Annotated in this window: 23 protein-coding genes and 1 other annotated feature; of the genes, 18 read left to right on the top strand and 5 right to left on the bottom strand. The window is 42.9% G+C overall.

Going from position 1 to position 25653, the window contains the following annotated elements:
- Positions 1-22: 22 nt before the first annotated feature.
- Positions 23-739 (bottom strand): (Fe-S)-binding protein, encoded by a 717-nt coding sequence (locus ACFWE9_RS07835; protein ID WP_230154777.1) that lies wholly within the window; start codon positions 737-739, stop codon positions 23-25.
- 183 nt (positions 740-922) lie between these two features.
- Positions 923-1645, bottom strand: a complete 723-nt coding sequence (locus tag ACFWE9_RS07830) for a FadR/GntR family transcriptional regulator (protein ID WP_377356334.1) — start codon at positions 1643-1645, stop codon at positions 923-925.
- 254 nt (positions 1646-1899) lie between these two features.
- Here ACFWE9_RS07830 and ACFWE9_RS07825 point away from each other — a divergent pair, with 254 nt between their 5' ends.
- The 7 genes from ACFWE9_RS07825 (at position 1900) to ACFWE9_RS07795 (ending at position 10384) form a co-directional block, all read left to right on the top strand.
- Entirely contained in the window at positions 1900-3591 is a 1692-nt protein-coding gene (locus tag ACFWE9_RS07825; RefSeq protein ID WP_230154779.1) for an L-lactate permease, read from the top strand.
- A gap of 66 nt (positions 3592-3657) precedes the next feature.
- Positions 3658-4770, top strand: a complete 1113-nt coding sequence (locus ACFWE9_RS07820) for a CdaR family transcriptional regulator (protein WP_377356332.1) — start codon at positions 3658-3660, stop codon at positions 4768-4770.
- Between the two features lie 116 nt (positions 4771-4886).
- The gene (gene glcD / locus ACFWE9_RS07815) at positions 4887-6299 is read left to right on the top strand and encodes a glycolate oxidase subunit GlcD (RefSeq protein ID WP_377356331.1); all 1413 of its coding nucleotides are present in this window, start codon (positions 4887-4889) and stop codon (positions 6297-6299) included.
- The gene (locus tag ACFWE9_RS07810; protein WP_377356329.1) at positions 6296-7621 is read left to right on the top strand and encodes a (Fe-S)-binding protein; all 1326 of its coding nucleotides are present in this window, start codon (positions 6296-6298) and stop codon (positions 7619-7621) included. The genes glcD and ACFWE9_RS07810 overlap by 4 nt, the downstream gene beginning before the upstream one ends.
- Before the next feature lie 253 nt (positions 7622-7874).
- The gene (locus ACFWE9_RS07805; RefSeq protein ID WP_377356327.1) at positions 7875-8804 is read left to right on the top strand and encodes a YsnF/AvaK domain-containing protein; all 930 of its coding nucleotides are present in this window, start codon (positions 7875-7877) and stop codon (positions 8802-8804) included.
- A 182-nt stretch (positions 8805-8986) separates the two neighbouring features.
- A complete protein-coding gene (locus ACFWE9_RS07800; RefSeq protein ID WP_377356325.1) occupies positions 8987-9718 on the top strand; it encodes a general stress protein in 732 nt (243 codons plus the stop codon).
- Between the two features lie 273 nt (positions 9719-9991).
- Positions 9992-10384 carry a general stress protein gene (locus tag ACFWE9_RS07795; RefSeq protein ID WP_230154790.1) on the top strand — a complete coding sequence of 131 codons (393 nt, stop codon included), beginning with the start codon at positions 9992-9994 and terminating at the stop codon, positions 10382-10384.
- A 34-nt stretch (positions 10385-10418) separates the two neighbouring features.
- On the opposite strand, the gene sspI is transcribed toward ACFWE9_RS07795, so the two are convergent.
- Positions 10419-10628: a small acid-soluble spore protein SspI gene (sspI, locus tag ACFWE9_RS07790; protein WP_230154792.1), complete on the bottom strand. Its 210-nt coding sequence runs from the start codon at positions 10626-10628 to the stop codon at positions 10419-10421.
- 122 nt (positions 10629-10750) lie between these two features.
- Here sspI and ACFWE9_RS07785 point away from each other — a divergent pair, with 122 nt between their 5' ends.
- From ACFWE9_RS07785 to pheT, 3 genes are all read left to right on the top strand, one after another.
- The gene (locus ACFWE9_RS07785) at positions 10751-11509 is read left to right on the top strand and encodes a TrmH family RNA methyltransferase (RefSeq protein ID WP_230154794.1); all 759 of its coding nucleotides are present in this window, start codon (positions 10751-10753) and stop codon (positions 11507-11509) included.
- A gap of 44 nt (positions 11510-11553) precedes the next feature.
- Positions 11554-11791, top strand: a binding site (T-box leader).
- A gap of 59 nt (positions 11792-11850) precedes the next feature.
- A complete protein-coding gene (pheS, locus tag ACFWE9_RS07780) occupies positions 11851-12891 on the top strand; it encodes a phenylalanine--tRNA ligase subunit alpha (RefSeq protein ID WP_230154801.1) in 1041 nt (346 codons plus the stop codon).
- A gap of 28 nt (positions 12892-12919) precedes the next feature.
- The gene (gene pheT / locus ACFWE9_RS07775; protein WP_230154802.1) at positions 12920-15334 is read left to right on the top strand and encodes a phenylalanine--tRNA ligase subunit beta; all 2415 of its coding nucleotides are present in this window, start codon (positions 12920-12922) and stop codon (positions 15332-15334) included.
- A gap of 42 nt (positions 15335-15376) precedes the next feature.
- On the opposite strand, the gene ACFWE9_RS07770 is transcribed toward pheT, so the two are convergent.
- The gene (locus ACFWE9_RS07770) at positions 15377-15598 is read right to left on the bottom strand and encodes a hypothetical protein (RefSeq protein ID WP_377356321.1); all 222 of its coding nucleotides are present in this window, start codon (positions 15596-15598) and stop codon (positions 15377-15379) included.
- Between the two features lie 113 nt (positions 15599-15711).
- Complete coding sequence (rnhC, locus tag ACFWE9_RS07765; RefSeq protein ID WP_230154804.1) at positions 15712-16671, bottom strand: ribonuclease HIII; 960 nt, start codon at positions 16669-16671, stop codon at positions 15712-15714.
- Between the two features lie 171 nt (positions 16672-16842).
- Here rnhC and zapA point away from each other — a divergent pair, with 171 nt between their 5' ends.
- The 8 genes from zapA to ACFWE9_RS07725 all read left to right on the top strand — a co-directional run.
- Positions 16843-17103: a cell division protein ZapA gene (gene zapA / locus ACFWE9_RS07760; RefSeq protein WP_230154805.1), complete on the top strand. Its 261-nt coding sequence runs from the start codon at positions 16843-16845 to the stop codon at positions 17101-17103.
- Positions 17104-17107: 4 nt separating this feature from the next.
- Positions 17108-17653: a CvpA family protein gene (locus tag ACFWE9_RS07755; RefSeq protein ID WP_230154807.1), complete on the top strand. Its 546-nt coding sequence runs from the start codon at positions 17108-17110 to the stop codon at positions 17651-17653.
- A gap of 209 nt (positions 17654-17862) precedes the next feature.
- Positions 17863-19581, top strand: a complete 1719-nt coding sequence (gene polX / locus ACFWE9_RS07750; protein ID WP_230154809.1) for a DNA polymerase/3'-5' exonuclease PolX — start codon at positions 17863-17865, stop codon at positions 19579-19581.
- Positions 19582-19616: 35 nt separating this feature from the next.
- Positions 19617-21971, top strand: coding sequence for an endonuclease MutS2 (locus tag ACFWE9_RS07745; RefSeq protein ID WP_377356318.1), 2355 nt, complete (start codon positions 19617-19619; stop codon positions 21969-21971).
- 65 nt (positions 21972-22036) lie between these two features.
- Positions 22037-22444 (top strand): DUF350 domain-containing protein, encoded by a 408-nt coding sequence (locus tag ACFWE9_RS07740; RefSeq protein ID WP_034309012.1) that lies wholly within the window; start codon positions 22037-22039, stop codon positions 22442-22444.
- Positions 22445-22653: 209 nt separating this feature from the next.
- Positions 22654-23412: a GNAT family N-acetyltransferase gene (locus ACFWE9_RS07735; RefSeq protein ID WP_377356316.1), complete on the top strand. Its 759-nt coding sequence runs from the start codon at positions 22654-22656 to the stop codon at positions 23410-23412.
- Between the two features lie 180 nt (positions 23413-23592).
- Positions 23593-25290, top strand: a complete 1698-nt coding sequence (locus tag ACFWE9_RS07730) for an AMP-binding protein (protein ID WP_377356314.1) — start codon at positions 23593-23595, stop codon at positions 25288-25290.
- Between the two features lie 198 nt (positions 25291-25488).
- On the top strand, positions 25489-25653 hold a 165-nt coding region (locus ACFWE9_RS07725), incomplete at its 3' end, for a helix-turn-helix domain-containing protein (protein ID WP_377356353.1).

Raw genomic sequence — 25653 nt, 5'->3', positions numbered from 1 at the left:
ATTTTTTCCCTCCTCGCCTTTCTTAAATACTATTCAGGACTTCCGCAATATGAAGCACTTTAACCGGCTGCCCCTTCCTTTGGATACGTCCGCCGATATTCATCAAGCACCCCGCATCCCCGCCAATTAAAAAATCGGCTCCGGTATCTTCAATATTGCAAACTTTCTCCTCCACCATTTGTCCGGATATATCACCCATCTTAACTGAAAACGTTCCACCGAACCCACAGCAGTTTTGAGCATCTGGAAGAGGTGTCATTTCCAGGCCTTTAACATGACTTAACAAGATGGCAGGGGCTTCTTTCACTTTAAGCAGCCGTGTCATATGGCACGAAGTATGATAAGTTGCCTTCCCCTTAAGGGTTGCTCCAACGTCGGTTACTTTTAAGACATCTACGATGAATTGGGTCAATTCATAGGTTTTTTCCGCCAATGAGGCTGCCTTCTTTTCCCATTCGGCATCGCCTTTGAATAGAACCGGGTATTCTTTGAACATCGCTGCACAGGAACCGGAAGGAGTTACGATATATTCAGCATGCGCAAACGTATTAATCATCTTTTTCATAGCTTCCTTCGAATCTTTCGTATACCCGCTATTATATGCCGGCTGTCCACAGCATATCTGGGATTCCGGGAAATCAATCTCGCAGCCTAATCTTTCAAGTAGCTCCACTGTTGCCTTCCCGACATTGGATTGAAATAAATCAACTAAACATGTTGCAAAGAGAGTCACTTTCAATCTGAACTCCTCCTTTTTTTATTTAAGTTAACAGGTCATCTGATGACTAAAAAATGGAAAAAGGAAATGGCTAATATACCAATTTCCAAGAATTTTAAATGAAGAAATCATTTTCAAAATAATATATCAATTTTATCTTTGTTTGTATAGAGTTTTTTGAAAATTAAAGAAAGATCAATTATTCTATTGCTGATTTTTTTGGATGACCCTATCCAGTGATTCCTCTACACTTTGAAGGTGAAACAGCATGGCATTGCGGGCTCTAGCTTCATCTTGTTCCACTATCGCATCATATATCAGGGCATGCTGCTGGTAAAGCTGTTTAAGTGTCATTTCTTCAGAATATAGCGCAATCCGCCTGATATCACCCATTTTTTCCGTCATTAATTCAGAGAGGTGGTTCATCAATGTAATCAGCAGCTCATTTTGGGAAGCGTTTGCCACTGCAACATGGAAGGCTATGTCCGCTTTGTCACTCAGTTCTTCATCGTCCGATACCTTTTCCATATCAGAAAGCTTTTCCTTGAGTTCGCTAAGGTTTTCTTCCGTCCTTTTCTTTGCAGCCACTTCTGCCGTACCGGACTCAAGAATCTTCCGAACTTCCAGCAAATGCTTGATATTGTCTTGATCCATCAAAAGGGCAGCAGACAAGGGATGGTTCATGATAGTCGGGTCGAATGTTTTAACGAATGTTCCTTCCCCTTGTTTGATTTCAATGAGGCCCATTGAACTTAACGCACTTAATGCTTCACGGATGGCCGGACGCCCGACTTGGAAATTTTCCGCAAGCTGTTGAATGGAATCCAATTGTTCACCTGGTTTCAGGCTACCGGACCGAATCATTTCATAAAGTTCATCGCTGACTTCTTCATAAATTTTTTTCGGTTTTATTTTTTTATATACCAAGTACTAGCACCTCTATTTTCTTTGAGTTTCTCTGGTTAATATTATATAACACAAATGATCATTCACACTTCTTGAAGGGGAAAAATCACAAAAAATAAAAAAAAAATCTTGATTTTATATTTTTAATCATTTAATTTTAATGAATACTCATCAAGTCATCTGATGTCTTAGAATATTTGGATATGTAAGGGTTTTCACCCCGAGTCAGATTTCTGAAATTTTAAAAAATTTATAGAAAATGGAGTCGAAAATGAATGACATGGACACAAAACTTTACGCCGATCACCGATAATTTAGTTTTATCTTCTCTTGTCGCACTCATCCCAATTCTTTACTTTTTCTGGGCCCTTACCATCAAACGGATGAAAGGCTATATTGCAGGTCTAACGACTTTGCTTGTAGCTCTTGCAGTGGCTATATTACTATATGGAATGCCTGCAGGGACGGCAGTGATGTCTGCTTCACAAGGAGCAATTTACGGGCTGCTCCCAATCGGCTGGATAATCATCACTTCGGTTTTTTTGTACAAAATGACTGTCAAAAGCGGACAATTCAATATTATTCGTTCTTCGGTGCTTTCACTTACCGAAGACCGCCGCCTTCAGGCATTATTGGTCGCCTTTTCTTTCGGGGCCTTTTTGGAGGGTGCCGCGGGATTTGGTGCACCGGTTGCCATTTCAGCCGCGCTTTTGGTTGGTCTAGGTTTTAACCCGCTTTATGCAGCCGGGATTTGTTTGATCGCGAACACCGCGCCGGTAGCATTCGGGGCGGTTGGCATACCGATCATCGCCATGGAAGGCCCTACTGGCATCGCCGCGATGGAGATATCAAAAATGGTTGGCCGTCAATTGCCATTCCTTTCGGCCTTCATTCCTCTTTATCTCATTTTGATAATGACAGGGTGGAAAAGGTCACTCGAAGTTCTGCCAGCCATTTTGGTTTCCGGATTTTCCTTTGCCATTACCCAGTACTTAAGTTCAAATTTCCTTGGGCCAGAGTTACCGGATATCCTCTCTGCGTTAGTGTCACTATTTGCATTAGCGATTTTTCTTAAATTTTGGAAACCTAAAACGATCTTTCGTTTTGCTTCCGAGGAAACAGCAGCAGCAGTCGAACCATTGGATGATAGGGCCGAAGCCGAAACTACGTACACGAAAATGCAGATATTTCATGCTTGGTCCCCCTTCCTTTTGTTAACGCTTTTCATAACAATATGGGGGATGAACCCAATAAAGCCGGCGCTCTCCGGTCATTATGAAGGCAGCAATGTGCTGCTTGGCGGAATCAATGAAATCGGGAAACTATTAACCTTCCAAATCGAAGTGCCAGGTCTGCATAACGAGATAATAGGAAGCAATGGATTGCCGATTGCCGCTTTCTATAAAATAGAACTGCTTGGAGCAGCGGGAACGGCCATTTTATTGGCTGCAATCGTCACAAAGTTCATTGCACATATGTCTGCAAAAGCCTTTTTTAACACATTTGCCGAAGCGATGAAAGAGTTGGCAAAACCGATCCTGATGATTTCTTCCGTGGTGGCTTTTGCCTACGTGACGAATGCTTCCGGCATGTCGACTACACTCGGGATGACTCTTGCAAAATCTGGGGATTTGTTTCCGTTCTTCGCACCAGTTCTCGGCTGGCTGGGTGTGTTTATAACCGGGTCGGATACATCAGCTAATCTCCTATTCGGCAGTCTTCAAAAAGTAACGGCTCTTAAAGTGGGGATGGAACCGGTCCTGGCGCTTGCGGCGAACTCATCTGGAGGGGTCACTGGGAAGATGATTTCACCTCAATCGATAGCGATTGCTTGTGCTGCCGTTGGATTGGCTGGCAGGGAATCAGAATTATTGAGGTTCACGATCAAACATAGTTTATTCTTATTGCTGCTAGTTTGTGTGATTACTTTCTTGCAAAATGGCGTCCTTTCCTGGATGATACCATAAGTAGAATGGGGCTCCCTTTTGAAAGCCTCCATATTTTCCAAGGACATTCGAAAAGGAGGACATCTTATGCAATTGGCAGCTGTGGCAGAAAAGCTAGTTCAAGAGGTTCGAAAGCTGATTGACGAAGAAATCATTATTATTGATCATGCTGGCACGATTATCGCAAGCACCGATAACAGCCGTATTGGGTCCTATCATGAAGGTGCCATACACGCTTTCAAAAATCGTGAGAAATTGATCATCAATAAACAGGATGAACGAAGTTGGATAGGGGTGAAGGCGGGAATAAACCTACCTATTTTCTTCAATCAGGAGGCTGTCTGTGTAATTGGAATCACCGGAGACCCTAAATATGTTTCCCCCTATGCAGAACTATTGAAAAAGATGACGGAGATGTTCATTCAAGAAAGCTATCACTTTGAACAAGCGGAGTCTCAATCACGTCTGATGGAATTCTTTGTATTTGAATGGCATCAGCTGCAAAGTTTCAATGAGCCATTCCTTCAGAAGGCGAAGCTGCTTGGGATCGATGTTCATGTAGACCGGATCATCATTCTTGGTGAATTTAATACTGAAAAAATCATTGAACCCCATGTGTGGAGAACGCTTCAAATCTACATAAAGCAGCAGCATCCATTGGATATCGCAGTCCGATGGGGGAGGAACCAGTTCGTCATTCTTTCAATAGCCGATTTTATCGGTTCAAAAACCCAACAATTATCGAAGATGAGCCTACTTCAAAGAAAGCTAGAAGAAAGTTCCGGTTATAAAGTGAGTATAGGGGTTAGCTCTCGTACACCAGGATCCTCATTCCGGCAAGCGTTTTTTAAAGCAGAACGTTCCTTGAAAATTGCGTTCCCCTCATCGGGAATCATCTTTGATGAGGACTTGAAGCTTGAAGTCCTGCTAGATGAAGTCACTCCTGAAACAAGACATGAATATTTATCACGGACGATTTCGGATTTGCTTCCTAATGAGGATTTGCTTAAAACCCTTTCCATGTATTTTGCATGTGATCTATCTTTGAAGGAAACCGCTGCCGCCCTCCATATACACATCAATACTCTCCATTACAGGCTCAAGCGCATTGAAGAGATGACACGACTGAACCCTAAAAAGCTAGCTGATTTAGTTACTATGTATCTAGCACTAAGAGTATTGGATAAACCTACAAATTAATTCTATGGAAAGCAGTAAAATCTATATGTTCATACATAGAAGGCTGAATGGTTTATTCCTTATACTTGAATCATATGAAAAATATCGAATGCAGTTTTTATATGAGGGGGATGTATATGTTAACAAAGCAGGTTAAGCAACTACTTATTAACATCGTTGGTCAGGAAAATTACGATGAGTCGAAAGTGGAATGTCTTGTCTATTCTTATGATGCTACACCAGGGTATCAAGCGATGCCGGATGCGGTCATTAAACCGGGCTCCGCAACCGAGGTGGCAGCCATTGTCAAGGTTTGCAACGAATACAAGGTTCCAATCGTTCCACGCGGGTCGGGGACGAATTTGAGCGGAGGCACATGCCCGACAAAGGGTGGGCTTGTCCTTTTATTCAACAGAATGAATTCATTGCTTGAAATAGATGAGGAAAACTTAACGGCGACGGTACAACCTGGGCTCATCACATTGGACTTGATATCAGCAGTAGAAGAGAAGGGATTGTTTTATCCGCCCGATCCAAGTTCGATGAAAATCTCCACAATTGGCGGCAACATTAATGAAAACTCTGGTGGTCTGCGAGGGTTAAAGTACGGAGTCACCCGTGATTATGTCATCGGGCTTGAAGTGGTACTTCCAAATGGGGACATCATTCGTACAGGAGGCAAGCTTGCCAAAGATGTAGCCGGGTATGATTTAACGAGGCTTTTCGTCGGCTCCGAGGGAACACTTGGTATCGTTACGGAAGCGACCTTAAAACTGATTCCCATTCCGGAAACGACAAAGACGATGCTTGCCCTATATCAAGATCTGGATGCTGCAGCTCAATCAGTGGCCAAGATCATTTCAAACAAAATCATTCCGGTCACTCTTGAATTTCTGGACCGGCCGACGTTGATCGTGGTTGAGGACTTCGCGAAGATCGGTTTACCTACCAATGTGGAAGCGGTGCTGCTTATTGAACAGGATGGTCCCCCTGAAGTGGTTGACCGTGATATGAAAAGAATGGCTGATATCTGTATAGAGGAGAAGGCTGTTTCCGTGGAAATTGCCGAAACGGAATCTGACGCAGCTGCCTTGAAAACGGCTAGACGTACAGCCCTTTCCGCACTAGCACGCCTGAAGCCTACGACCATTTTGGAAGATGCGACCGTTCCCCGTTCGGAAATAGCCAAAATGGTCAGAGCGATTAATGAAATCGCCAGTAAGCATAACGTGAACATATGTACATTCGGTCATGTGGGGGATGGGAACCTCCACCCAACTTGCATTACTGACGCTCGTGATCATGATGAAATGGAGAGAGTGGAGCTCGCTTTTGCCGACATTTTTGCCGTGGCGATCGACCTTGGCGGGACGATTACCGGAGAACATGGTGTGGGAGAGATGAAGGCCCCATATCTTGAATGGAAGTTGAAGAAAGAAGGAATTGCCGCCATGAGAGCGATAAAACAAGCATTCGATCCTAATAACATCATGAATCCCGGCAAAGTATTTGCCAAGGAGAGCAGGAAAAGGGTGGTGGTTTCTTCATGACGACCGTTCAGGAAAGGGAAACCATTGCCACTCAATTCGCGGAGAAAATGAATGAAGATGAATTATTGAATTGCATGCGCTGTGGCTTTTGCTTACCCCATTGCCCGACATATATTGAATCGGGATTAAAGGAATCCCATTCACCAAGGGGCCGGATTGCACTTATGAAAGCGGTGACGGATGGTGTGATCGAGCCAGACGAAGATGTAGAACGTTCATTAAGTCTATGCCTGGGCTGCAGGGCTTGCGAGCCTGTTTGCCCTTCTGGTGTGAAATATGGACATCTTCTCGAAGAAGCAAGGGATATCATCCATCAGAATAAAAGGCACAGTTTCCCTGTAAAAACGATCCGAAAGGCCGTTTTTAGTGGATTATTCCCGCATCAGGAGCGAATGCAGACGATGACTAGTTTGCTTGGCTTTTATCAAAGATCAGGCCTGCAATACATGGCCCGAAAAACGGGAGTCTTAAACATGCTTCCGGATAATTTGGCAACCATGGAAAAAGTGCTGCCGAAAGTCCCGAAAAAATCAGAAATGAAAAATAGACCAACCGAGCTGCCTGCAATTGGCACGCTACTCAAAAGGGTGGCATTCTTTTCAGGCTGCTTAATGGATACGATGTTTTTGGAAACGAACAAGGCCACACTAAAGCTTCTTCAGCTAGCTGGATGTGAAATCGTGATTCCAAAATCCCAGGCTTGTTGCGGAGCATTGCATGGGCACAGTGGTGAAAAAGAAGGTGCAAAGCAACTGGCCAAGCGTAATATTGAAGCTTTTGAAGCGGACGAAGTTGATTATATTATTACGAATGCCGGCGGTTGTGGGGCTTTTCTCACTGATTATGACCATTTGCTTCAGGATGAACCGGTATGGCACGATCGTGCAATCGCATTTAAGAATAAGATGAAAGATATCAGTGAAATTCTTGTTGATTTACGTTTTCATGAAAAAGTTCGCCTGAAGCTGCCAGCTCAATCCATAACCTTTCAAGATTCCTGTCACTTACGGAATGTAATGAATACCTCCTTGGCTCCGCGAGTTCTCCTTCAATCGATAGAAGGAATCGATTTCAGAGAAATGAAGGATGCGGATCGGTGCTGCGGCTCGGCAGGTATTTACAATATCGTTGAATCAGAGATGTCCATGAATATTCTCGACTCGAAAATGGAGCACACTAAATCGATTCAGGCGGATATAGTTGTCACGGCAAACCCTGGTTGTTTGCTGCAAATGCAATTGGGAATCGAGAGGGAAAACTTGGGGGAGTGTACGAAAGCGGTGCATATTGTGGACCTGCTAATGGAGGCCGTGGCTTTATAATAGAAGAAAAAAGATTTCAAGCAGTATATGAAAATAATGAATAGCAGTATTTGATTAAACATTACATTTTTAAAAATGGGGAAACCCTTGTAGAGCCTAGAATTTATTTGAAAGCACGTCCTGTGCTGAGAAAGAATTGTAAATGATATAACAAAAATGAAATAATGATTCCTCGTTTACTTAGGTACATGGCGGGTAGAGTTTATATATAACCCCCACTAAACGAATCACAAAACCTAAGGAGGAATGTACAATGAATAAAACAATATATGGAGTATATGAATCAAATGCAGAAGTGATCCAAGCAATCGACGCACTAAAGGCCAAGGGTTTTGAAGGGGACGATATTACGGTGGTCGCAGACAAGGAAGAAACATTGGATTTTGCGAACCATCAACGCGAAACTGATGTTCATACAATGACGAATGTCCCTAACGACGAATCATTTATGGACAAGGTGGCACGCTTCTTCATGCCGGATGATACGGCAGACCTTTCCACAAGATTAGCAAATGCAGGTCTTTCGAATAGTGATGCGGCGGAACATGTCTTTGATGTAGAAAACGGAAAAGTCCTGGTTCTTGTCGATGAAAGTGAAGGCCACCTTGGAATGGCAAAGGATAAATTCATGACTGGAACAACGGACAAGGCCGGTACAAGGCTCGATATAAACTCCATCACCCCACTTTATAACGGTACTGAAAAAAACGATGCATTAAATAAAGAAGATATATATGGAGTGAACGGACAAGGCCGTAAATTGCCAGAGGATGAAAGAACACTTCAACTGCGGGAAGAACAGATGAACATTGACAAAGAAAGAGTTCAGACAGGTAAAGTCCTCATTAATAAAGAAGTCAATGAACAACATAAAACGCTTAATGTCCCTGTTGAACACGAAGAAGTGACAATTGAGCATCGATCAGTTTCAGGTCGTGAATCGAAACTGGAAACCGGAAGCATGAAAGATGGGGAAACCTTCCGTATTCCCGTTGTGGAAGAACAGTTGGAAGTTTCAAAAAAACCGGTTGTCACAGATGGAATAGTCATCAAGAAACATGCTGTACAAGAAACGGAACAAGGTCAGGATACGCTTAAAACGGAAGATATCCTGCTTGATAGTACAGATGAATCGATCGTGAATGAGAAAAAGGCAACTGGAAGTAGAAGCGACCGCTTCTAAGAGTGAAGGAAATGGCCTACAGTTTTAAAAACTGCAGGTTTCTTTTTGATTTTAAAGACTGATTAAAGGTTCGAATCTAGGGAAGGCAAACCTTTGAAAGGGCCATTTTTGTTTAATTAGCACCCATCAGGGTATAAATACACATAAGAAGAAATATCGGAATAATACGAGGAGGAAGATGCATGGGAAAAACATTATATGGAGTTTTTCGTACGAATACGGAAGTTACTCAGGCCATACAATCCCTCAAGGAAAAGGGAGTTCATGAAGGGGAAATAACCGTAATAGCTGATAAAAAAGGAGATTTGGATTTTGTGAATGAAAAGCGGGATCCGGATGTAGATGTCGTTACGACCTCAAATGAAGATTCCTTCATAGATAAGATGAAACACTTCTTCCTGAATGAAGGTTCTGGTGATATAAGGAACCGACTAGGTGATTTAGGGCTTGCCGATAGTGAAGCGACCGCTTATATAAACGAAGTGGAGGCAGGGAAATTCCTGATTCTTTTAGATGAAACTGATACCGCATCAACACGAGAAGGCGTGACTTCCAACGGCTTGCAGGAAACGGACGAAGTATTTACAGATAATCCGCTGAAAACAGGTGTGGTGAACAATCCGGATCCAAACCTTTTTTCGGAGACAACAACGAATGCCTTTCAAACAAGGGAAGTGGAAGCGCAGCCCGGAAGAAGCGAAGAACTTCACGGAAATTCTGCCAACATCTTTGAAAACGAAGAGCTGGATACGAAGCGAGCCCAAGAAAGGGAAATCAGGGGGAACTCCACCGAAAAATATAAGGAGCAAAAGCCAGGGAATTATGAAGGGACACTAGCGAATGCTAGCGGGCAGCAAGAGGAAGACTTAAGGGATGAATACATCAAAAATCGAATTAACACCGACAATCTGTAATACGCAAAAGAACAGCCTGCACAAGGCTGTTCAGACTGTAGACAAACTAGATGAAAATCGAGTTTGTCTACAGTTTCTTTATGGCTTGTAAAATTTGGACGTTGTTCCATCCCAGGCACTCGTTTTCCGCGGGCGCCTGTGGGGTCTCCCTTAGACGCGCTTTTCCCGCAGGAGGAATCCCCATTAGACTATTTGCTTGTTTATTGTTAAAGCCGCAAGGTATAATTACAAAGGAATTTTATTTTAAGAAGAGTAACAAGGAGGAGGGAAAACATGGAAAAAAACGTATATGGTGTTTTTGACTCTAATCCGGAATTACTTGCTGCAATTCAACAATTACAAGCTAAAGGCGTGACTGGCACCCAAATGACAGTAGCAGCTGATATAAAAAATGATGTGCAGCTTGGAAATGAACATACGGATATCCTGATCATCGCCAATCAGGATAAGGAGGACACTCTTTTTTTAAGAATCTTCCACTACTTCACAGATGAAGGATCTGGAGATTTACGCAGCTTTTTCACGAAATACGGCTACTCATTTGCTGAGACAAAAGCGATGCTTAAAGAAGTGAGCGCAAAAAAATTCATCTTGCTGCTCGATGAAGAAGTGTCCATTGAAGAACTGAAGGCTGGCCATGATATAGTAGTACCGATAAAGAAGTAAGCGAATCAAAAAAAATAACAGCCTGAGAGGGCTGTTATTTTTTTAATCCTGATTCGAGAGTAGTGATCATTTCCTGTTTTTCCTGCTCTGATGAATGTTGCCAGATGATCTCGAATAATACTCCCAAGCCAGGAAGCATTTTTTCCTCACCATTCTGTATGGCATCGACAATCGTGTCTTCCAGTTGATCTTGCGAATTTCCGCTTACATTTTGGATGATCGCATTACGTAGGTTTAAGTTCACAATTATTCCTCCTCTAACACATAATGACTGACATTAATAGCATTTCACAAACTGGCATGCAATATGTATGTGAATTGCGTTATAATAGGAAAATCAGTGTGAAATTAAAGGAGCGTTTACCCTTGAAATATATAGAATCCGTAAAAAACCCGCAAGTGAAGCAATGGAAAAAGCTATTGACGAAAAAAGAGCGAGATAAAACAGGGAAATATTTAGTCGAGGGTTTTCACCTTGTTGAAGAAGCTTTAAAAGTAGATATCGTCATGGAAGTGATCATCAATGAAGAAACAGAAATGCCTGCTCAGTTTAAACTGGAGGGCGCAGAAGTCATTTATGTCAAAAATGATATTATGAAAGCTATTTGCGATACCGAGGCCCCACAAGGAATTGCGGCGGTCTGTGAACAGAAGTCAATGAGCATGACATCCATTAATCCGGATAAACTATTGTTGATTGATGCTGTACAGGATCCGGGTAATATTGGAACGATGATCAGGACAGCGGATGCGGCAGGGATCGATGCGGTCATTCTTGGCGAAGGCTGTGCAGACTTGTATAACCCTAAAGTGGTTCGTTCGACGCAAGGAAGCCTATTCCATATGCCTGTCATCAAAGGGAACCTTGCAGATATCATCGATGAGCTAAAAGAGCGCGGCACACCGGTTTATGGCACGGCTCTTGAAGGAGCTTCACCATTTGAAGAAGTGGAAAAGACCTCCCGATTTGCCCTGCTGGTCGGTAATGAAGGCAAAGGCGTATCGAAGGAATTACTGGAGAAAACGACGAAAAACCTTTATATTCCCATTTACGGAAAAAGCGAGTCATTGAATGTGGGGATCGCCGCCGGGATATTAATGTACCATTTACGAAAATCAATTTGAAACGGCCGACGAATTATATTATAATAAAACAGAATTTTATAATGAAAACAACGATGACAAAGAATAGTAACTTAAGTTATCCATATTCAGGGATAAAATGCCTCGACTGAAAGCATTTTTATGGCGCTGCTTAAGGGAATTCACCTTTCGAGTTGGCATTGGGAAGACATATGTCCGAAAAATGTTCCGGTGAAGAGCCGTTATTTTTATGAAGTGAGTGCGTAGTTTTTTTGTTGTGCACTAATAAGGGTGGTACCGCGATACATAAACCTCGTCCCTTTCTGGGATAGAGGTTTTTTTGTGTTCATTTTTTTAAAAGGAAAATAAAGGAGGAAGACATGATGCAGGAACGTTTATTAGAACTGCAGGAAGAAGCGTTGCAAAAAGTGGCCGCCGCTTCCGAATTAAAGGAACTGAATGAAGTCCGAGTTGCTTATTTAGGGAAAAAAGGACCAATCACTGAGGTATTGCGTGGCATGGGTAAATTGTCAGCTGAAGAGCGTCCGAAAATCGGGGCACTTGCCAATGATGTCCGGGAAGCGATCGCAACAAAGATTGAAGAGAAACAAAAAGCTCTTGAAACTGCGGCTGTCAATGCAAAGCTTGCAACAGAAACGATTGACGTCACACTTCCAGGACGTCCAGTTAACAAGGGGAATCTTCATCCATTAACACGTGTCGTGGAAGAAGTCGAAGACTTGTTCATCGGTATGGGTTATACCGTTGCTGAAGGTCCGGAAGTCGAAAGCGACTACTATAACTTTGAGGCACTTAACTTGCCAAAAAGCCATCCGGCGCGTGATATGCAGGACTCTTTCTACATTACGGATGAAATCTTGATGCGTACGCACACTTCACCGGTTCAAGCAAGAACGATGGAAAAACATAAAGGTCAAGGCCCTGTTAAAATCATCTGCCCAGGAAAAGTATATCGCCGTGATAATGATGATGCCACACACTCCCATCAATTCCAGCAAATTGAGGGCTTGGTCATCGATGAGAACATCAGCATGAGCGACCTGAAAGGTACACTTGACGTTTTTGCGAAAAAAGTATTCGGGCAAGACCGTGAAATCCGTCTTCGTCCAAGTTTCTTCCCATTTACAGAGCCTTCAGTTGAAGTGGATATTTCTTGCAAAATCTGCGGCGGCAAAGGTTGCAGCGTTTGTAAACAAACAGGCTGGATCGAAGTGCTTGGCGGCGGGATCGTTCATCCGAACGTCCTTGAAATGGCTGGATTCGATTCCAAGAAATACTCTGGATTCGCATTTGGAATTGGCGTGGAACGGATTGCCATGTTGAAATACGGTGTGGATGATATCCGTCACTTCTATACGAATGATGTTCGATTCTTAAAACAATTCAACCATCACGAAGCATAAATTTTTATTTTATAAAGGAGGACCTACCATGTTTGTGTCATATAAATGGTTACAAGATTATGTTGACCTTTCAGGCATCAATGCGACGGAGCTTGCTGACAAAATCACAAAAAGCGGCATTGAGGTTGAAGGGGTGGAAAAGAAAAGCGAAGGGCTAAAAGGAGTGGTCATCGGGCATGTCATTGAACGTGAACAGCATCCTAACGCGGATAAATTGAATAGATGCCAAGTTGATATTGGGGCAGAAAATCCTGTTCAGATCATCTGTGGAGCACCGAATGTCGATAAAGGCCAAAAAGTTGCAGTCGCAACTGTCGGGGCAGTCCTTCCAGGCAATTTCAAAATTAAGAAAGCGAAACTTCGCGGTGAAGAATCGCACGGGATGATTTGCTCGCTTCAAGAATTGGGCTTCGAATCCAAACTCGTGTCCAAGGATTATGCAACAGGTATCTTCGTCTTCCCAAATGATGTCGAGGTAGGTAAAGATGCATTGGAAGAGCTTGGTTTAAGCGATGAAGTACTGGAACTTGGGCTGACTCCAAATCGTTCTGATGCATTGAGTATGCTAGGTGTTGCTTACGAAGTGGGAGCCATTCTTGGCCGGGAAGTGAAATGGCCGGTTATCGAGAAAGAAGAAGCAACTGAAAAAGCAACTGATTACATCAGTGTCAAAGTGGAAGCGAAAGAGGATAACCCGCTATACATCGCCAAATTCATTAAAGATGTAAAAATCGGGCCATCGCCGCTTTGGATGCAGACTCGGCTAATGTCTGCAGGTATCCGACCTCATAATAATGTGGTCGATATCACGAACTACATCCTGCTTGAATACGGTCAACCGCTGCATGCCTTTGATTATGATCGCTTTGGTTCAAAGGAAATCGTCATCCGCAGAGCGAAGGATGCTGAAAAAATCGTAACTTTGGATGAAGCGGAACGCACTTTGTCACCAGAACATTTAGTGATCACAAATGGCACCGAGCCGGTTGCGATAGCAGGTGTGATGGGCGGAGCCGATTCCGAAGTGAAAAATGATACAACGAATATCATTATTGAAAGTGCATATTTTGCAGGCACAGTAGTTCGTAAAGCATCAAAAGACCACGGCTTACGCAGTGAAGCAAGTGCCCGATTTGAAAAAGGCGTCGATCCGGCCCGTGTTCGTGAAGCTGGCGAACGTGCGGCACAATTGATTGCACAATATGCTGGCGGAACCGTTTTACAAGGAGCAGCAGAAGTTGACGAATTGATAATGGAACCAGCGGTCATTAGCATTACACTTGAAAAAATCAACACCCTTCTTGGAACGAGCATGACCGTAGCTGAAGTGGAGTCCATTTTCAAACGCCTGCAATTCGGAGTGGAACTTGACAATGAAACGTTCACGATCACTGTCCCTACACGCCGTGGTGATATCACGATTGAAGCAGATTTAGTTGAAGAAGCGGCACGTTTATATGGATATGATAACATTCCCGCTACACTGCCGATTGGTTCGGCTACTCCAGGCCAACTGACAGACTATCAAGTCAAACGCCGGAAAGCTCGTCGTACACTTGAAGGCGCAGGCCTTTATCAAGCAGTGACCTATTCACTGACGAGCGAGGAAAAAGCGTCGCAATTTGCGTTGGAAACTCGCGAATCCATTCGTTTGGCAATGCCAATGAGTGAAGAACGGAGCCAACTGCGCTTGAGCATCGTGCCACAATTATTAGAAGTCGTGAAATACAATAATGCTCGCCAACTTGATTCACTTGCTTTGTATGAAATCGGTTCAGTATTCTTTAAGCAGGACGGACAAGAGCTTCCTGACGAGAAAGAACATATTGCAGGAGCTATCACAGGGCTTTGGGAAGCGCACCTATGGCAAGGGGAAAAGAAACCAGTGGATTTCTTTGTTGCTAAAGGAGTGATCGAAGCATTATTCGATACACTGGGATTAGCTGATCAAATCAGTTACCGCCAAGCGGAAATCAATGACATGCATCCAGGACGTACTGCCGAAGTACTGTTGAATGGTGATGTGATCGGCTTTATCGGCCAAGTGCACCCAACTGTCCAAAAAGACTTGGATATAAAAGAAACATATATTTTCGAACTTTCCTTAAAAGCGCTGTCAGAAGCCGAAGTGGCGCCGATTGCATATGAAACCATTCCGCGCTACCCATCGACAACACGCGATATCGCGCTTGTTGTGGATCAAGCGACAAAAGCTGGTGACATTCAAGATATTATTGAAGAAGCCGGAGGCAAGCTTCTCAAAGAAGTAAGCATCTTCGATTTATACGAAGGTGAAAGAATGGAGGAAGGCAAGAAATCCATTGCCTACTCACTGAAATACTTCGATCCTGCACGTACGCTAACGGACGAGGACATTACAAAAGCACATGAAAAAGTTCTTGAAGCCGTGAAAGAAAAAGCTGGCGCAGAACTAAGAGGATAAAAACTAAAAGACAGCTCCCAGAAATCAAGGGAAGCTGTCTTTTTATGAACTCACGAGAAAAGCGCGTAAACTCACGAGTAAAGCGCCTAAACTCACGAGTAAATGATGCAAACTCACGAGTAAATGATGCAATTTCACGAGTAAAGCGCGTAAACTCACGAGTAAATGATGCAATTTCACGAGTAAAGTGCGTAAACTCACGAGTAAATGATGCAATTTCACGAGTAAAGCGCGTGAATTCACGAGAAAAGCGCGTAAACTCACGAGAAAAGCGCCTAAACTCATGAGTAAATGATGCAACTCACGAGTAAAGCATGCTCTAATTAATCGTTCTTACAGAAAAGACGGCTGTCCACGGAAGAACAGCCGATTTTCGTTTATTTATGATATTTCTTTTGATATAATCGCTTCGATTTTTCTGTATTGGCAAAGTGGGTTTTTGTGAATTCGTGCAATGAATCGATTCCTTTTTCATGAATCAATCTTGCTGCCGCTTCATCGACTGCAGAGCCGGCTCCTTTAGGGATTTTGAACCCGGCTTTTTCACTCAGCAAATCAAAGCGTTTGACGAATGCATATCGTGCAAGGATGGAAGCAGCTGCTACGCCAAGGTGTACCCCTTCCGCTTTTGTACACAAATAGGTGGCGTGTGACTGAAATAGTTCTTGGCCTTTCAAGTAATTGAAAAATACATCAGGTTGAGCGAATTGATCAATAAGGACGGCTTCCGCTTGTTCTGGCTGGATTTTTTGCATAAGATGTTTGATCGCTTGATTATGGAGGAGTGCCTTCATTTTTCCTTGTGACATACCCTTTGCCTGAAGCGTATTATATTTCGGGTTGTCGCACGTGAGCAGGCTGAAAGGCACCACATCCTTAATCTGTTTGGCAATTTCGATGATTTGTGGATCTTTCAGATTTTTAGAATCCTGGACACCAAGTTCTTTCAATAATGCGAGTTGCTCCTTTTGTGCATAGACAGCGACGACGGTGATTGGGCCGAAATAGTCCCCTGTTCCGACTTCATCAGAACCGATTACTGACATGGTTCCGATATTTGCAGGTGGTGAATATCGATGTACGTTGACTGATGCGGATGATGCTGTTTTTTTCTTTGGAGCGGCAGCAGTCGCACCTTGTTGCCATTTTACTGCTTCTATTTCAGCATTCTTACCTTGAAAGAGTACTTTTCCTGATTTATAGGCGGTTACCGTACATAGCGGCGGTTTGGCGGAAAAGATGCTCCCTGGCGGCAGTTTGGCGGCTAAGGAAGAGGAATAATGAGCTTTCATTGCCTGTATTTGTGCAGGACTGATAACTAAAACAACATGTGACATAATGGATAACTCCTAACTTCATACTATTTTTAAGATAATCTTCATCCTAAGGTCGTTTTCATTTGACAAATTATTGCATTTTTTATACAAGAAATGACGTTGTACTCTCTTTCATGACGAAAAAGTTCATGATATGATAGAATTAGGATTGTTTAGATTGGGGGCATCATTTTGTCAGACGATAAACGAAATAAAACAACAGTTGATATATACGGACAACCATATACAATCGTCGGTACAGAAAGCGCAAGTCATATGCGCCTGGTCGCTTCGATGGTTGACGAAAAAATGAGAGAGATCAGGATGAAAAATCCATACTTGGATACAAGTAAGCTAGCGGTACTGACCGCCGTGAATACCATCCACGAATATATTAAATTAAAAGATCAACTAGACCAGCTTCAACTGGAATTAAAGAGAGAGAAGGACTGAGTACATGCTTGATTTAGCAATTCTGGCCATTCTATTAATCGGTTTATTAGTCGGTTTAAAGCGTGGCTTCATTTTACAAACGGTTCATATGACAGGGTTCATAGTAGCCTTCATCGTCGCATATGTGTTTTATGGAGACCTTGCTCCCAATTTGAAATTGTGGATTCCGTTTCCAACGATGAGTGAATCCTCGACCCTTACTATGTTTTTCGAAACAGTCGGGCTTGAAAAGGCGTATTACAACGCGATTGCCTTTGCAATCATTTTCTTTGCTGCCAAGATCCTTTGGCAAATGATAGGGTCCATGCTCAATTTCATTACACATATTCCAATTTTAAAACAGCTGAATCGCTGGGGTGGCGGGATATTGGGTTTTATCGAAATCTATCTTATCATGTTTATTATATTATACATAGCTGCCATGCTGCCAATGGATTCCATCCAGAAACCATTAACAGGTTCTTTTCTGGCAGAATCCATCGTGAAACATACGCCGTTTCTTTCCGAGAAAGTGAAAGAACTTTGGTTTGATAATGTAAATCAATCTTAATGATAGTATACGAGGGCCTGCCTCCCTTCTCAAAGTCCAAGATTCCTATACTTTGAATGGGGGAGGCCCCTTTTTATGTAGCAGCGTGTGACTTCCACCAAATTGATTCGAAAGGTAAGAATCGGACTGCTTGTACTTTACCTCCAAGAAAGGTATCTTTAAGAAAGTATACAAGGGACACCCAACTAATTTTTTCGGCGGTGAAATATATGACAATAAATAAAAAAGATATCATTAGATTATTAGAAAAAATCGCAATATATATGGAATTAAAAGGAGAGAACCCATTCAAGGTTTCAGCTTTCCGCAAAGCAGCGGGAGCCTTGGAAACGGATGATCGGAGTCTGGCGGCCATCGAAGACTTTACCGCATTAAATGGAATCGGGAAAGGAACGTCGTCCGTCATCGAAGAGTATATCAATGAGGGGAAATCGACCGCACTTGAAGAGCTGCAGGAGCAGGTGCCAAAAGGATTGATTCCGCTCTTGCAACTTCAAGGTTTGGGCGGGAAGAAAATCGCCAAACTTCATAAAGAGTTGCAGGTCAATGATGTGAATGATCTTAAAACCGTCTGTGAAGAAGGCAGGGTTGCGGCGCTTGCCGGTTTCGGTAAAAAAACGGAAGAGAAAATCCTGGCTGCAATTGCCGAGGCAGGTTCAAGGCCTGATCGGCTTCCACTTGCCTTCATGAGACCGATAGCGGATGATATTGAAACCGCCCTTGCCAACATGGAACATATCGTCCGTTCTTCCAGAGCGGGCAGCATCCGTCGCATGAGGGAAACGATCAAGGACCTCGATTTCATCATCTCGACAGATCATCCCGAAGAAGTTAAGAATCAGCTTCTTGCATTAGCGGGCATAAAGCAAGTGATTGCGGCCGGTGATACAAAAGTATCGGTTGTGCTTGATTATGAATATGATATTTCCGTCGATTTTCGAATCGTGAAAGATAAGGAATTCATCACGACACTCCATCATTTTACCGGCTCGAAAGATCACAATGTTCGTATGCGCCAGCTGGCTAAAGAACGCGGAGAGAAAATCAGCGAATATGGGGTGGAAGTGGCTGAAACAGGTGAGATATTGACGTTCGAAACGGAAGAACAATTTTATAACCACTTCGGTCTTCCATTCATTCCCCCAGAATTACGAGAAGATGGAACGGAAGTGGAGCAATATGATGCTAAGGAACCTCTCATATCGTTAGAGGCCATTCAAGGTGATTTGCATATGCATACCACATGGAGTGATGGGGCTTATTCCATTGAAGAAATGATTGAAGCGTGCCGTGCCAAAGGTTATCAATATATGGCCATCACCGATCATTCGCAATATTTGAAAGTGGCGAACGGATTGACTGTGGAACGTTTACGTGAACAAAAACGCATCATCCATGAACTGAATGAAAAATACGATGATTTTACCGTTCTTTCAGGGATTGAAATGGATATACTTCCTGATGGGACACTTGATTATGACGATGAGCTGCTTGCTGAGATGGATTTGGTAATCGCATCGATCCATTCAAGTTTTTCACAGCCGCGTGAAACGATCATGGAGCGTTTAAAAACAGCTCTGAATAATCCGCATGTTGATATCATCGCCCATCCAACGGGAAGGATTATCGGCAAACGTACCGGATATGATGTTGATATAGAAATGCTGATTGAACTGGCACGCGACACGAATACTGCCTTGGAATTGAATGCTAATCCGAACCGATTGGATTTGGCACCTCCCCATCTGCGCAAGGCACAGGAAGCAGGCGTTCAGATTGTAATCAATACCGATGCCCACAGCATTGATATGCTTGATCATATGCCTGTCGGTGTGTCTTCGGCCAAAAAGGGCTGGATTAAAGAAGCAACGGTCCTTAATGCAAAGGATACGGATGGATTATTAAAGTTTTTAAAGAGAAATGACTAACTATTTGCCCATAAATAAGGAGGAGCTTTAACTCCATGCATAATAAAGCTTTAAAGACATTGGAATTTCATAAAATTAAAGAACAATTAATCTCTCACGCATCCTCATCCATAGGAAAAGAGAAGGCACAGCAACTGATGCCTTCAACGGACTTTGAAGAGGTGACGAGATGGCAGGAAGAAACGGATGAGTCTGCCAAAATCGTACGTTTGAAAGGTAACTTGCCATTGGGCGGGATTTTTGATATCCGTCCACATGCAAAAAGGGCCCAGATTGGCGGAATGCTTTCACCGATGGAATTGATGGAACTCGCGAGTACGATTCGTGCAGGGAGGATCCTTAGTCGTTTCTTCGAAGAAATCGCCGAGCAGGAAATAGAAGTTCCGCTTCTAGCCGAATATATCGATTCCCTGCATCCATTGATTGAATTGCAACAGGAAATTACGTATGCAGTAAGTGAACATGGCGAAGTGATGGATTCTGCGAGCGATAAGCTCCGTACACTAAGAAATCAGATTCGGACGAATGAAAGCCGTGTCCGGGAAAAACTAGAAAGCATGATTCGTTCCTCCAACGCATCAAAAATGTTATCGGATTCCATCATCACCATCAGGAATGACCGATTTGTCATCCCGGTAAAACAGGAATACCGCAGTGTGTATGGCGGGATCATTCATGATCAATCATCATCTGGACAGACGCTGTTCATTGAGCCTCAAGCAATCGTGCAACTGAATAATGTCCTTCAGGAAACCAGAGCGAAGGAAACGCAGGAAATAGAACGGATATTGGTCGAATTATCGGAAAAAGTCGGAGCGTACACCCCTGAATTGCTTCATAATGTCAAAGTGCTCGCACAAATCGATTTCCTTGTCGCGAAGGCAAAGTATGCAAAAGCGATAAAAGGATCCAAACCGATTTTGAATAATGAGGGACGCGTGAAATTATTCAAAGCGAAACATCCGCTCATTCCGAGTGACGTTGTCGTAGCCAATGATATTTTCCTAGGTGATGACTTTACGATAATCGTTATCACGGGTCCGAATACCGGGGGGAAAACGGTTACTTTGAAAACGCTTGGCCTCTGTACGTTAATGGCCCAGGCCGGTCTGCAAATCCCTGCGCTGGATGGTTCTGAAACGGCCGTTTTTTCCTCCGTTTTTGCCGACATTGGCGATGAACAGTCGATTGAGCAGAGCTTAAGTACATTCTCTTCTCATATGGTCAATATTGTCGATATCCTAAAGCATGTCGATTATGATAGCCTCGTTTTGTTCGATGAGCTTGGAGCGGGTACTGACCCACAGGAAGGTGCCGCTTTAGCCATTTCCATTTTGGATGAAGTATATAAGCGCGGGGCACGTGTGATTGCAACGACACATTATCCGGAATTAAAAGCATATGGATATGATCGGGATGGCGTCATTAATGCAAGCGTTGAATTTAATGTGGAAACATTGAGTCCTACTTATAAGCTTTTGATCGGTGTACCGGGACGTAGTAATGCGTTTGAAATATCCAAGCGCCTTGGCTTGGAAGAGAGCGTGATAAGCAATGCCCGCAGCCATATTGGCGAGGATACCAATAAAGTTGAGAATATGATAGCATCCCTTGAAGATAGCCGTAAGAAGGCCGAAGAGGAGGAGCAAGAGGCCAAGAATCACCTTGAACAGGCGGAAATCCTTCATAAAGACCTTCAAAAGCAAATTGGTGAATACAATGAGGAACGGGATGCGATGGTCGAAAAGGCAGCAAAAGAGGCTGCAGCAATCGTTGAAAATGCACAAAAAGAAGCGGAATCGATCATTGCCGACTTACGTAAACTGCGACTTGAAAAGCATGCCGATGTTAAAGAGCATGAACTGATCGATGCAAAAAAACGGCTTGAAGAAGCGACACCTAAAGTGAAAAAAACATCAGTTAAAGTTGCTAGGCCACTGGATAAAAGCCTGAAACCTGGAGATGAAGTAAAGGTCGTAAGCTTTGGTCAAAAGGGTCACTTGATCGAGAAGGTCTCAAGTAATGAGTGGCAGGTTCAGATCGGCATCATGAAAATGAAGGTGAAGGAGTCTGACCTAGAATTCATCAAGGCCACGAAAGTGAAGGAAATAAAGCCGCTTACCACGATAAAAGGTCGGGATTATCATGTTAGCGTGGAACTTGACCTGCGTGGGGAACGCTTTGAAAATGCCATTTCAAGAGTCGAAAAGTATGTTGATGATGCTTTATTGGCCGGATATTCGAGTGTCTCCATCATACATGGTAAAGGAACGGGTGCTCTTCGGTCCGGCGTCCAGGAATACTTGAAAAATCACCGCTCTGTCAAAAGAATTCGGTTCGGCGAAGCTGGAGAAGGCGGTACAGGTGTAACGGTGGTGGAATTTAAATAAAGGAAAGTGGTCATTCCGGCTATTCTGCCAAGCCGGATGGCTGATTACCATTCGGGAGTTGGACCATGGAGAATATGTGGGAAAATGAATATGTATATATAGCTGCTCGTTACAGTGTCGTTATTTTGTGCATGATTGTTTTTTTAGCTATTTTTGAACTTGTTACAAAGTACAAGAACTGGGAGGAAATCAAACAGGGAAACCTTTCTGTCGCGTTGGCAACAGGTGGTAAAATATTTGGGATTGCCTATGTATTCCAACAGTCCATCCTCCATCAGAATTCACTTCTTACCATGATTGGCTGGGGTGTTTACGGTTTTGTCCTTCTATTGATCGGTTATTTCATTTTTGAATTTATGACTCCTGGATTTAAAATAGATGAAGAGATACAAAAAGATAATCGGGCAGTTGGGTTCCTATCGATGATCATTTCAATCGCTTTATCTTTTGTCATCGGTGCCGGAATTTCTTAATGCCCTTCATGAGAGGGAGAAAACTGTGGAGAAGCTTGCAAAAGTCTTAATTGTTTGTTGCGGAATCTTTTTTCTGCTTGGAATTATTTATATGATATTCTTCACCTGAAAGAAGCGGCCTTTGTGTCGCTTCTTTTATTTCAACTCTATTAAATACGGGCGTATAAAATGATAGTGTCAAAAAGATGTTCGGAAAGAGGAGGAGTGACATGGATAAGTCCAAACTGATACAAAAGATTGAAAAATTATCGATGAATGCTTTACCGGCCCTGCAAACGCAAATCTATGATGGATGGGTTTTACGATTTGCGGATGGATATACAAAACGGGCGAATTCAATCAACCCTATCTATTCATCGAATGAAGATTTGAAAAAGAAAATAATGAATTGTGAGCAAGTCTATTTTGAAAGAAATGATAGGGCAGTATACAAAATGACTCATCAAGCTAAACCTATCAACTTGGAAAGTGTTCTGGAAGAGTCGGGGTATGTCCTTGAAGGCACAACGAGTGTCCAGATATTGGAATTGGTAGAAACAGAGGCACCGAATGAAAGCAATGTCATGAAGTATGACCATTTACATGATGACTGGTTTCATGATTTCTGCCTGCTAAGTCATGTTAATGATAATGATCAAACCCACTTGAAAAAAATGTTCGAAAATATCATTCCAAAAACATGCTTCATGTTGTTGACGGATGATGGTGGAACCGTGGCGGCAGGCGGACTAGGTGTATTGGAAGACGAATACATAGGTCTGTACAATATTTTCACCCATGAAAACTTTCGAAACCGAGGCTATGGTGCAAAACTCATTCGTAACCTTTTGCATTGGGGTAAAGAAAATGGGGCGAAAAATGCTTATCTCCAGGTGATAGAAACGAATGCACCTGCTCTATGCTTGTACGGAAAATTGGGATTTGAAGAAAAATATACATATTGGTATAAAACTAAAAGGAAGGAGTAAACCACTCCTTTTTATGTGTCCCTTCCAATAATCCCTTATGGCTGGTACAGGCCATTTTGACTGCTCCAATTCGTATTATCAGCCCTTATGCTTATTTTTTCTAAATTTCATCAATTGTAAGAAAATCCCGGTTGTATTATAATGAGAAGAGTAGTGAGAATATTCAGAAGGAGGGGGCAAATGAGCAATAAGCCATGGCAAGCTATGTATCCGGAACAAATACCAGCTGCTTTGTCGTACGAAGATAAACCCCTGTATTCATTTTTGAAGGAATCAGCCGAAGAATTCCCTGATAAAGTATCGATTCATTTCCAGGGAAAAGAATTAACTTACCAAGAAGTTTATGAATCAGCCTTAAAGTTCGCAGCCTATTTAAAAGGCATCGGCCTTCAAAAAGGTGAACGCGTTGCCGTCATGCTTCCTAACTGCCCTCAGGGTGTCATAAGTTTTTTTGGTATATTGATGGCCGGCGGAGTCGTGGTTCAGACGAATCCAACCTATACGGAACGTGAACTCGAGTATCAAATGAAAGACTCCGGAGCGAAAATGATTTTAGTGATGGATATTTTATTTCCCCGTGTCACTGCAGTCGCTTCCAGAACGGGTATAGAACATATCATTGTAACCGCTATCAAGGAATACTTGCCTTTTCCGAAAAATCTTATCTATCCTTTTATTCAAAAAAAGCAATACGGCATCGTCATCAATGTGGAGCACGCGGGCAATCATCATTTATTTACTGAAATCATGAAACGAAAGATTCCTGAAGAGGTCGCTGAGCCGATTGATGTGGATAAGGACCTTGCCCTTTTGCAATATACAGGGGGGACAACAGGCTTTCCGAAAGGGGTCATGCTTACCCATAAGAACTTGCTGGCAAATACGAAAATGTGCAATGCTTGGCTTTATAAAAATAAGCGCGGTGAGGAAAGGGTCCTAGCAATTCTGCCATTTTTCCATGTGTACGGTATGACGACAGTTTTGGTGCTTTCCGTCATGGAAGGGAACACCATGATCATCATGCCGAAGTTTGATGTTAAAGCGACGCTGAAAACCATCCAAAAACAGAAACCGACGATGTTTCCAGGTGCGCCTACGATGTATATTGGTCTATTGAACCATCCGGATATCGCTAAATATGACCTTTCTTCCATCAATGCCTGTATAAGCGGATCTGCATCATTGCCGTTAGAGGTACAAGAGCAGTTCGAGAATATTACGGGCGGGAAACTGGTTGAAGGCTATGGACTGTCGGAAACGTCTCCGGTGACCCATGCAAATTTCATTTGGGATCAGCCTCGTGTAAAAGGAAGCATTGGATTGCCATGGCCAGATACCGACTCAGTGATTCTCTCCCTGGAAACCTTTGATGAGCTGCCACCGAATGAAATTGGTGAGATAGCGATAAAAGGACCACAGGTAATGAAAGGTTACTGGAATCGTCCGGATGAAACGGAAAGCACTTTTAAAAATGGCTGGCTGCTGACAGGCGATCTTGGTTACATGGATGAGCAAGGATTCTTTTATGTAGTCGAGAGGAAAAAGGACACCATCATTGCAGGCGGTTTCAATATTTATCCTCGTGAGGTGGAAGAGGTACTATACGAGCATGAGGCGATTCAAGAGGTTGTTGTGGCAGGAATCCCTGACCCATATCGTGGTGAGACCGTCAAAGCCTATGTCGTACTGAAAAAAAATGCTAGGGCCACCGAGGAAGAGTTGGATGATTTTGCAAGAAAGAACCTTGCTTCCTATAAGGTACCGCGCAGCTATGAGTTTAGGGATGAACTTCCTAAAACGATGATAGGTAAGGTTTTGAGAAGAGTCCTTATCGAGGAAGAAAAGAAAAAAATATCCGAGGAAAGAAAAGAAGCGTAACGAAACATGCCCTTCATACGGAGCAGCGGAACATAGCTCCGTGTTTTGCAAAGCGACTGGACAACCAATGGATTGGGGCTGTACAATGAACATAGTGGGATGTCGGGTCTTAGAAGTTTTTGCTTGACAGTTAAGGTTCGTCATTTTATGATAGAAATATGAATGATGATTCATTCATTTTCTGAAAGGGGACATCCAGTGAAACGCAACAGACCAAAGTATAATCAAATTATTGATGCAGCCGTTATCGTCATTGCCCAACACGGTTACTATCAAGCCCAAGTATCCAAAATCGCCAAGCAAGCAGGCGTAGCGGACGGCACCATATATCTTTATTTTAAAAATAAAGAAGATATATTAATA

The sequence above is a fragment of the Peribacillus sp. NPDC060253 genome, from assembly GCF_042727425.1.
Taxonomy (GTDB): Bacteria; Bacillota; Bacilli; order Bacillales; family DSM-1321; genus Peribacillus.
The sequence above is the reverse complement of the archived record's forward strand: the minus strand, read 5'-3'. Positions and strand labels throughout refer to the sequence as shown.

Bases quoted from the DNA above. Each gene is read 5' to 3' on its own strand.
- ACFWE9_RS07800 (WP_377356325.1), top strand. From the start codon at position 8,987: ATGGGAAAAACATTATATGGAGTTTTTCGTACGAATACGGAAGTTACT.
- ACFWE9_RS07825 (WP_230154779.1), top strand. From the start codon at position 1,900: ATGACATGGACACAAAACTTTACGCCGATCACCGATAATTTAGTTTTA.
- ACFWE9_RS07810 (WP_377356329.1), top strand. From the start codon at position 6,296: ATGACGACCGTTCAGGAAAGGGAAACCATTGCCACTCAATTCGCGGAG.
- pheS (WP_230154801.1), top strand. From the start codon at position 11,851: ATGCAGGAACGTTTATTAGAACTGCAGGAAGAAGCGTTGCAAAAAGTG.
- ACFWE9_RS07745 (WP_377356318.1), top strand. From the start codon at position 19,617: ATGCATAATAAAGCTTTAAAGACATTGGAATTTCATAAAATTAAAGAA.
- ACFWE9_RS07735 (WP_377356316.1), top strand. From the start codon at position 22,654: ATGGATAAGTCCAAACTGATACAAAAGATTGAAAAATTATCGATGAAT.
- ACFWE9_RS07805 (WP_377356327.1), top strand. From the start codon at position 7,875: ATGAATAAAACAATATATGGAGTATATGAATCAAATGCAGAAGTGATC.
- ACFWE9_RS07730 (WP_377356314.1), top strand. From the start codon at position 23,593: ATGAGCAATAAGCCATGGCAAGCTATGTATCCGGAACAAATACCAGCT.
- ACFWE9_RS07820 (WP_377356332.1), top strand. From the start codon at position 3,658: ATGCAATTGGCAGCTGTGGCAGAAAAGCTAGTTCAAGAGGTTCGAAAG.
- pheT (WP_230154802.1), top strand. From the start codon at position 12,920: ATGTTTGTGTCATATAAATGGTTACAAGATTATGTTGACCTTTCAGGC.
- ACFWE9_RS07740 (WP_034309012.1), top strand. From the start codon at position 22,037: ATGGAGAATATGTGGGAAAATGAATATGTATATATAGCTGCTCGTTAC.
- glcD (WP_377356331.1), top strand. From the start codon at position 4,887: ATGTTAACAAAGCAGGTTAAGCAACTACTTATTAACATCGTTGGTCAG.
- polX (WP_230154809.1), top strand. From the start codon at position 17,863: ATGACAATAAATAAAAAAGATATCATTAGATTATTAGAAAAAATCGCA.
- ACFWE9_RS07755 (WP_230154807.1), top strand. From the start codon at position 17,108: ATGCTTGATTTAGCAATTCTGGCCATTCTATTAATCGGTTTATTAGTC.
- rnhC (WP_230154804.1), bottom strand. From the start codon at position 16,671: ATGTCACATGTTGTTTTAGTTATCAGTCCTGCACAAATACAGGCAATG.
- ACFWE9_RS07795 (WP_230154790.1), top strand. From the start codon at position 9,992: ATGGAAAAAAACGTATATGGTGTTTTTGACTCTAATCCGGAATTACTT.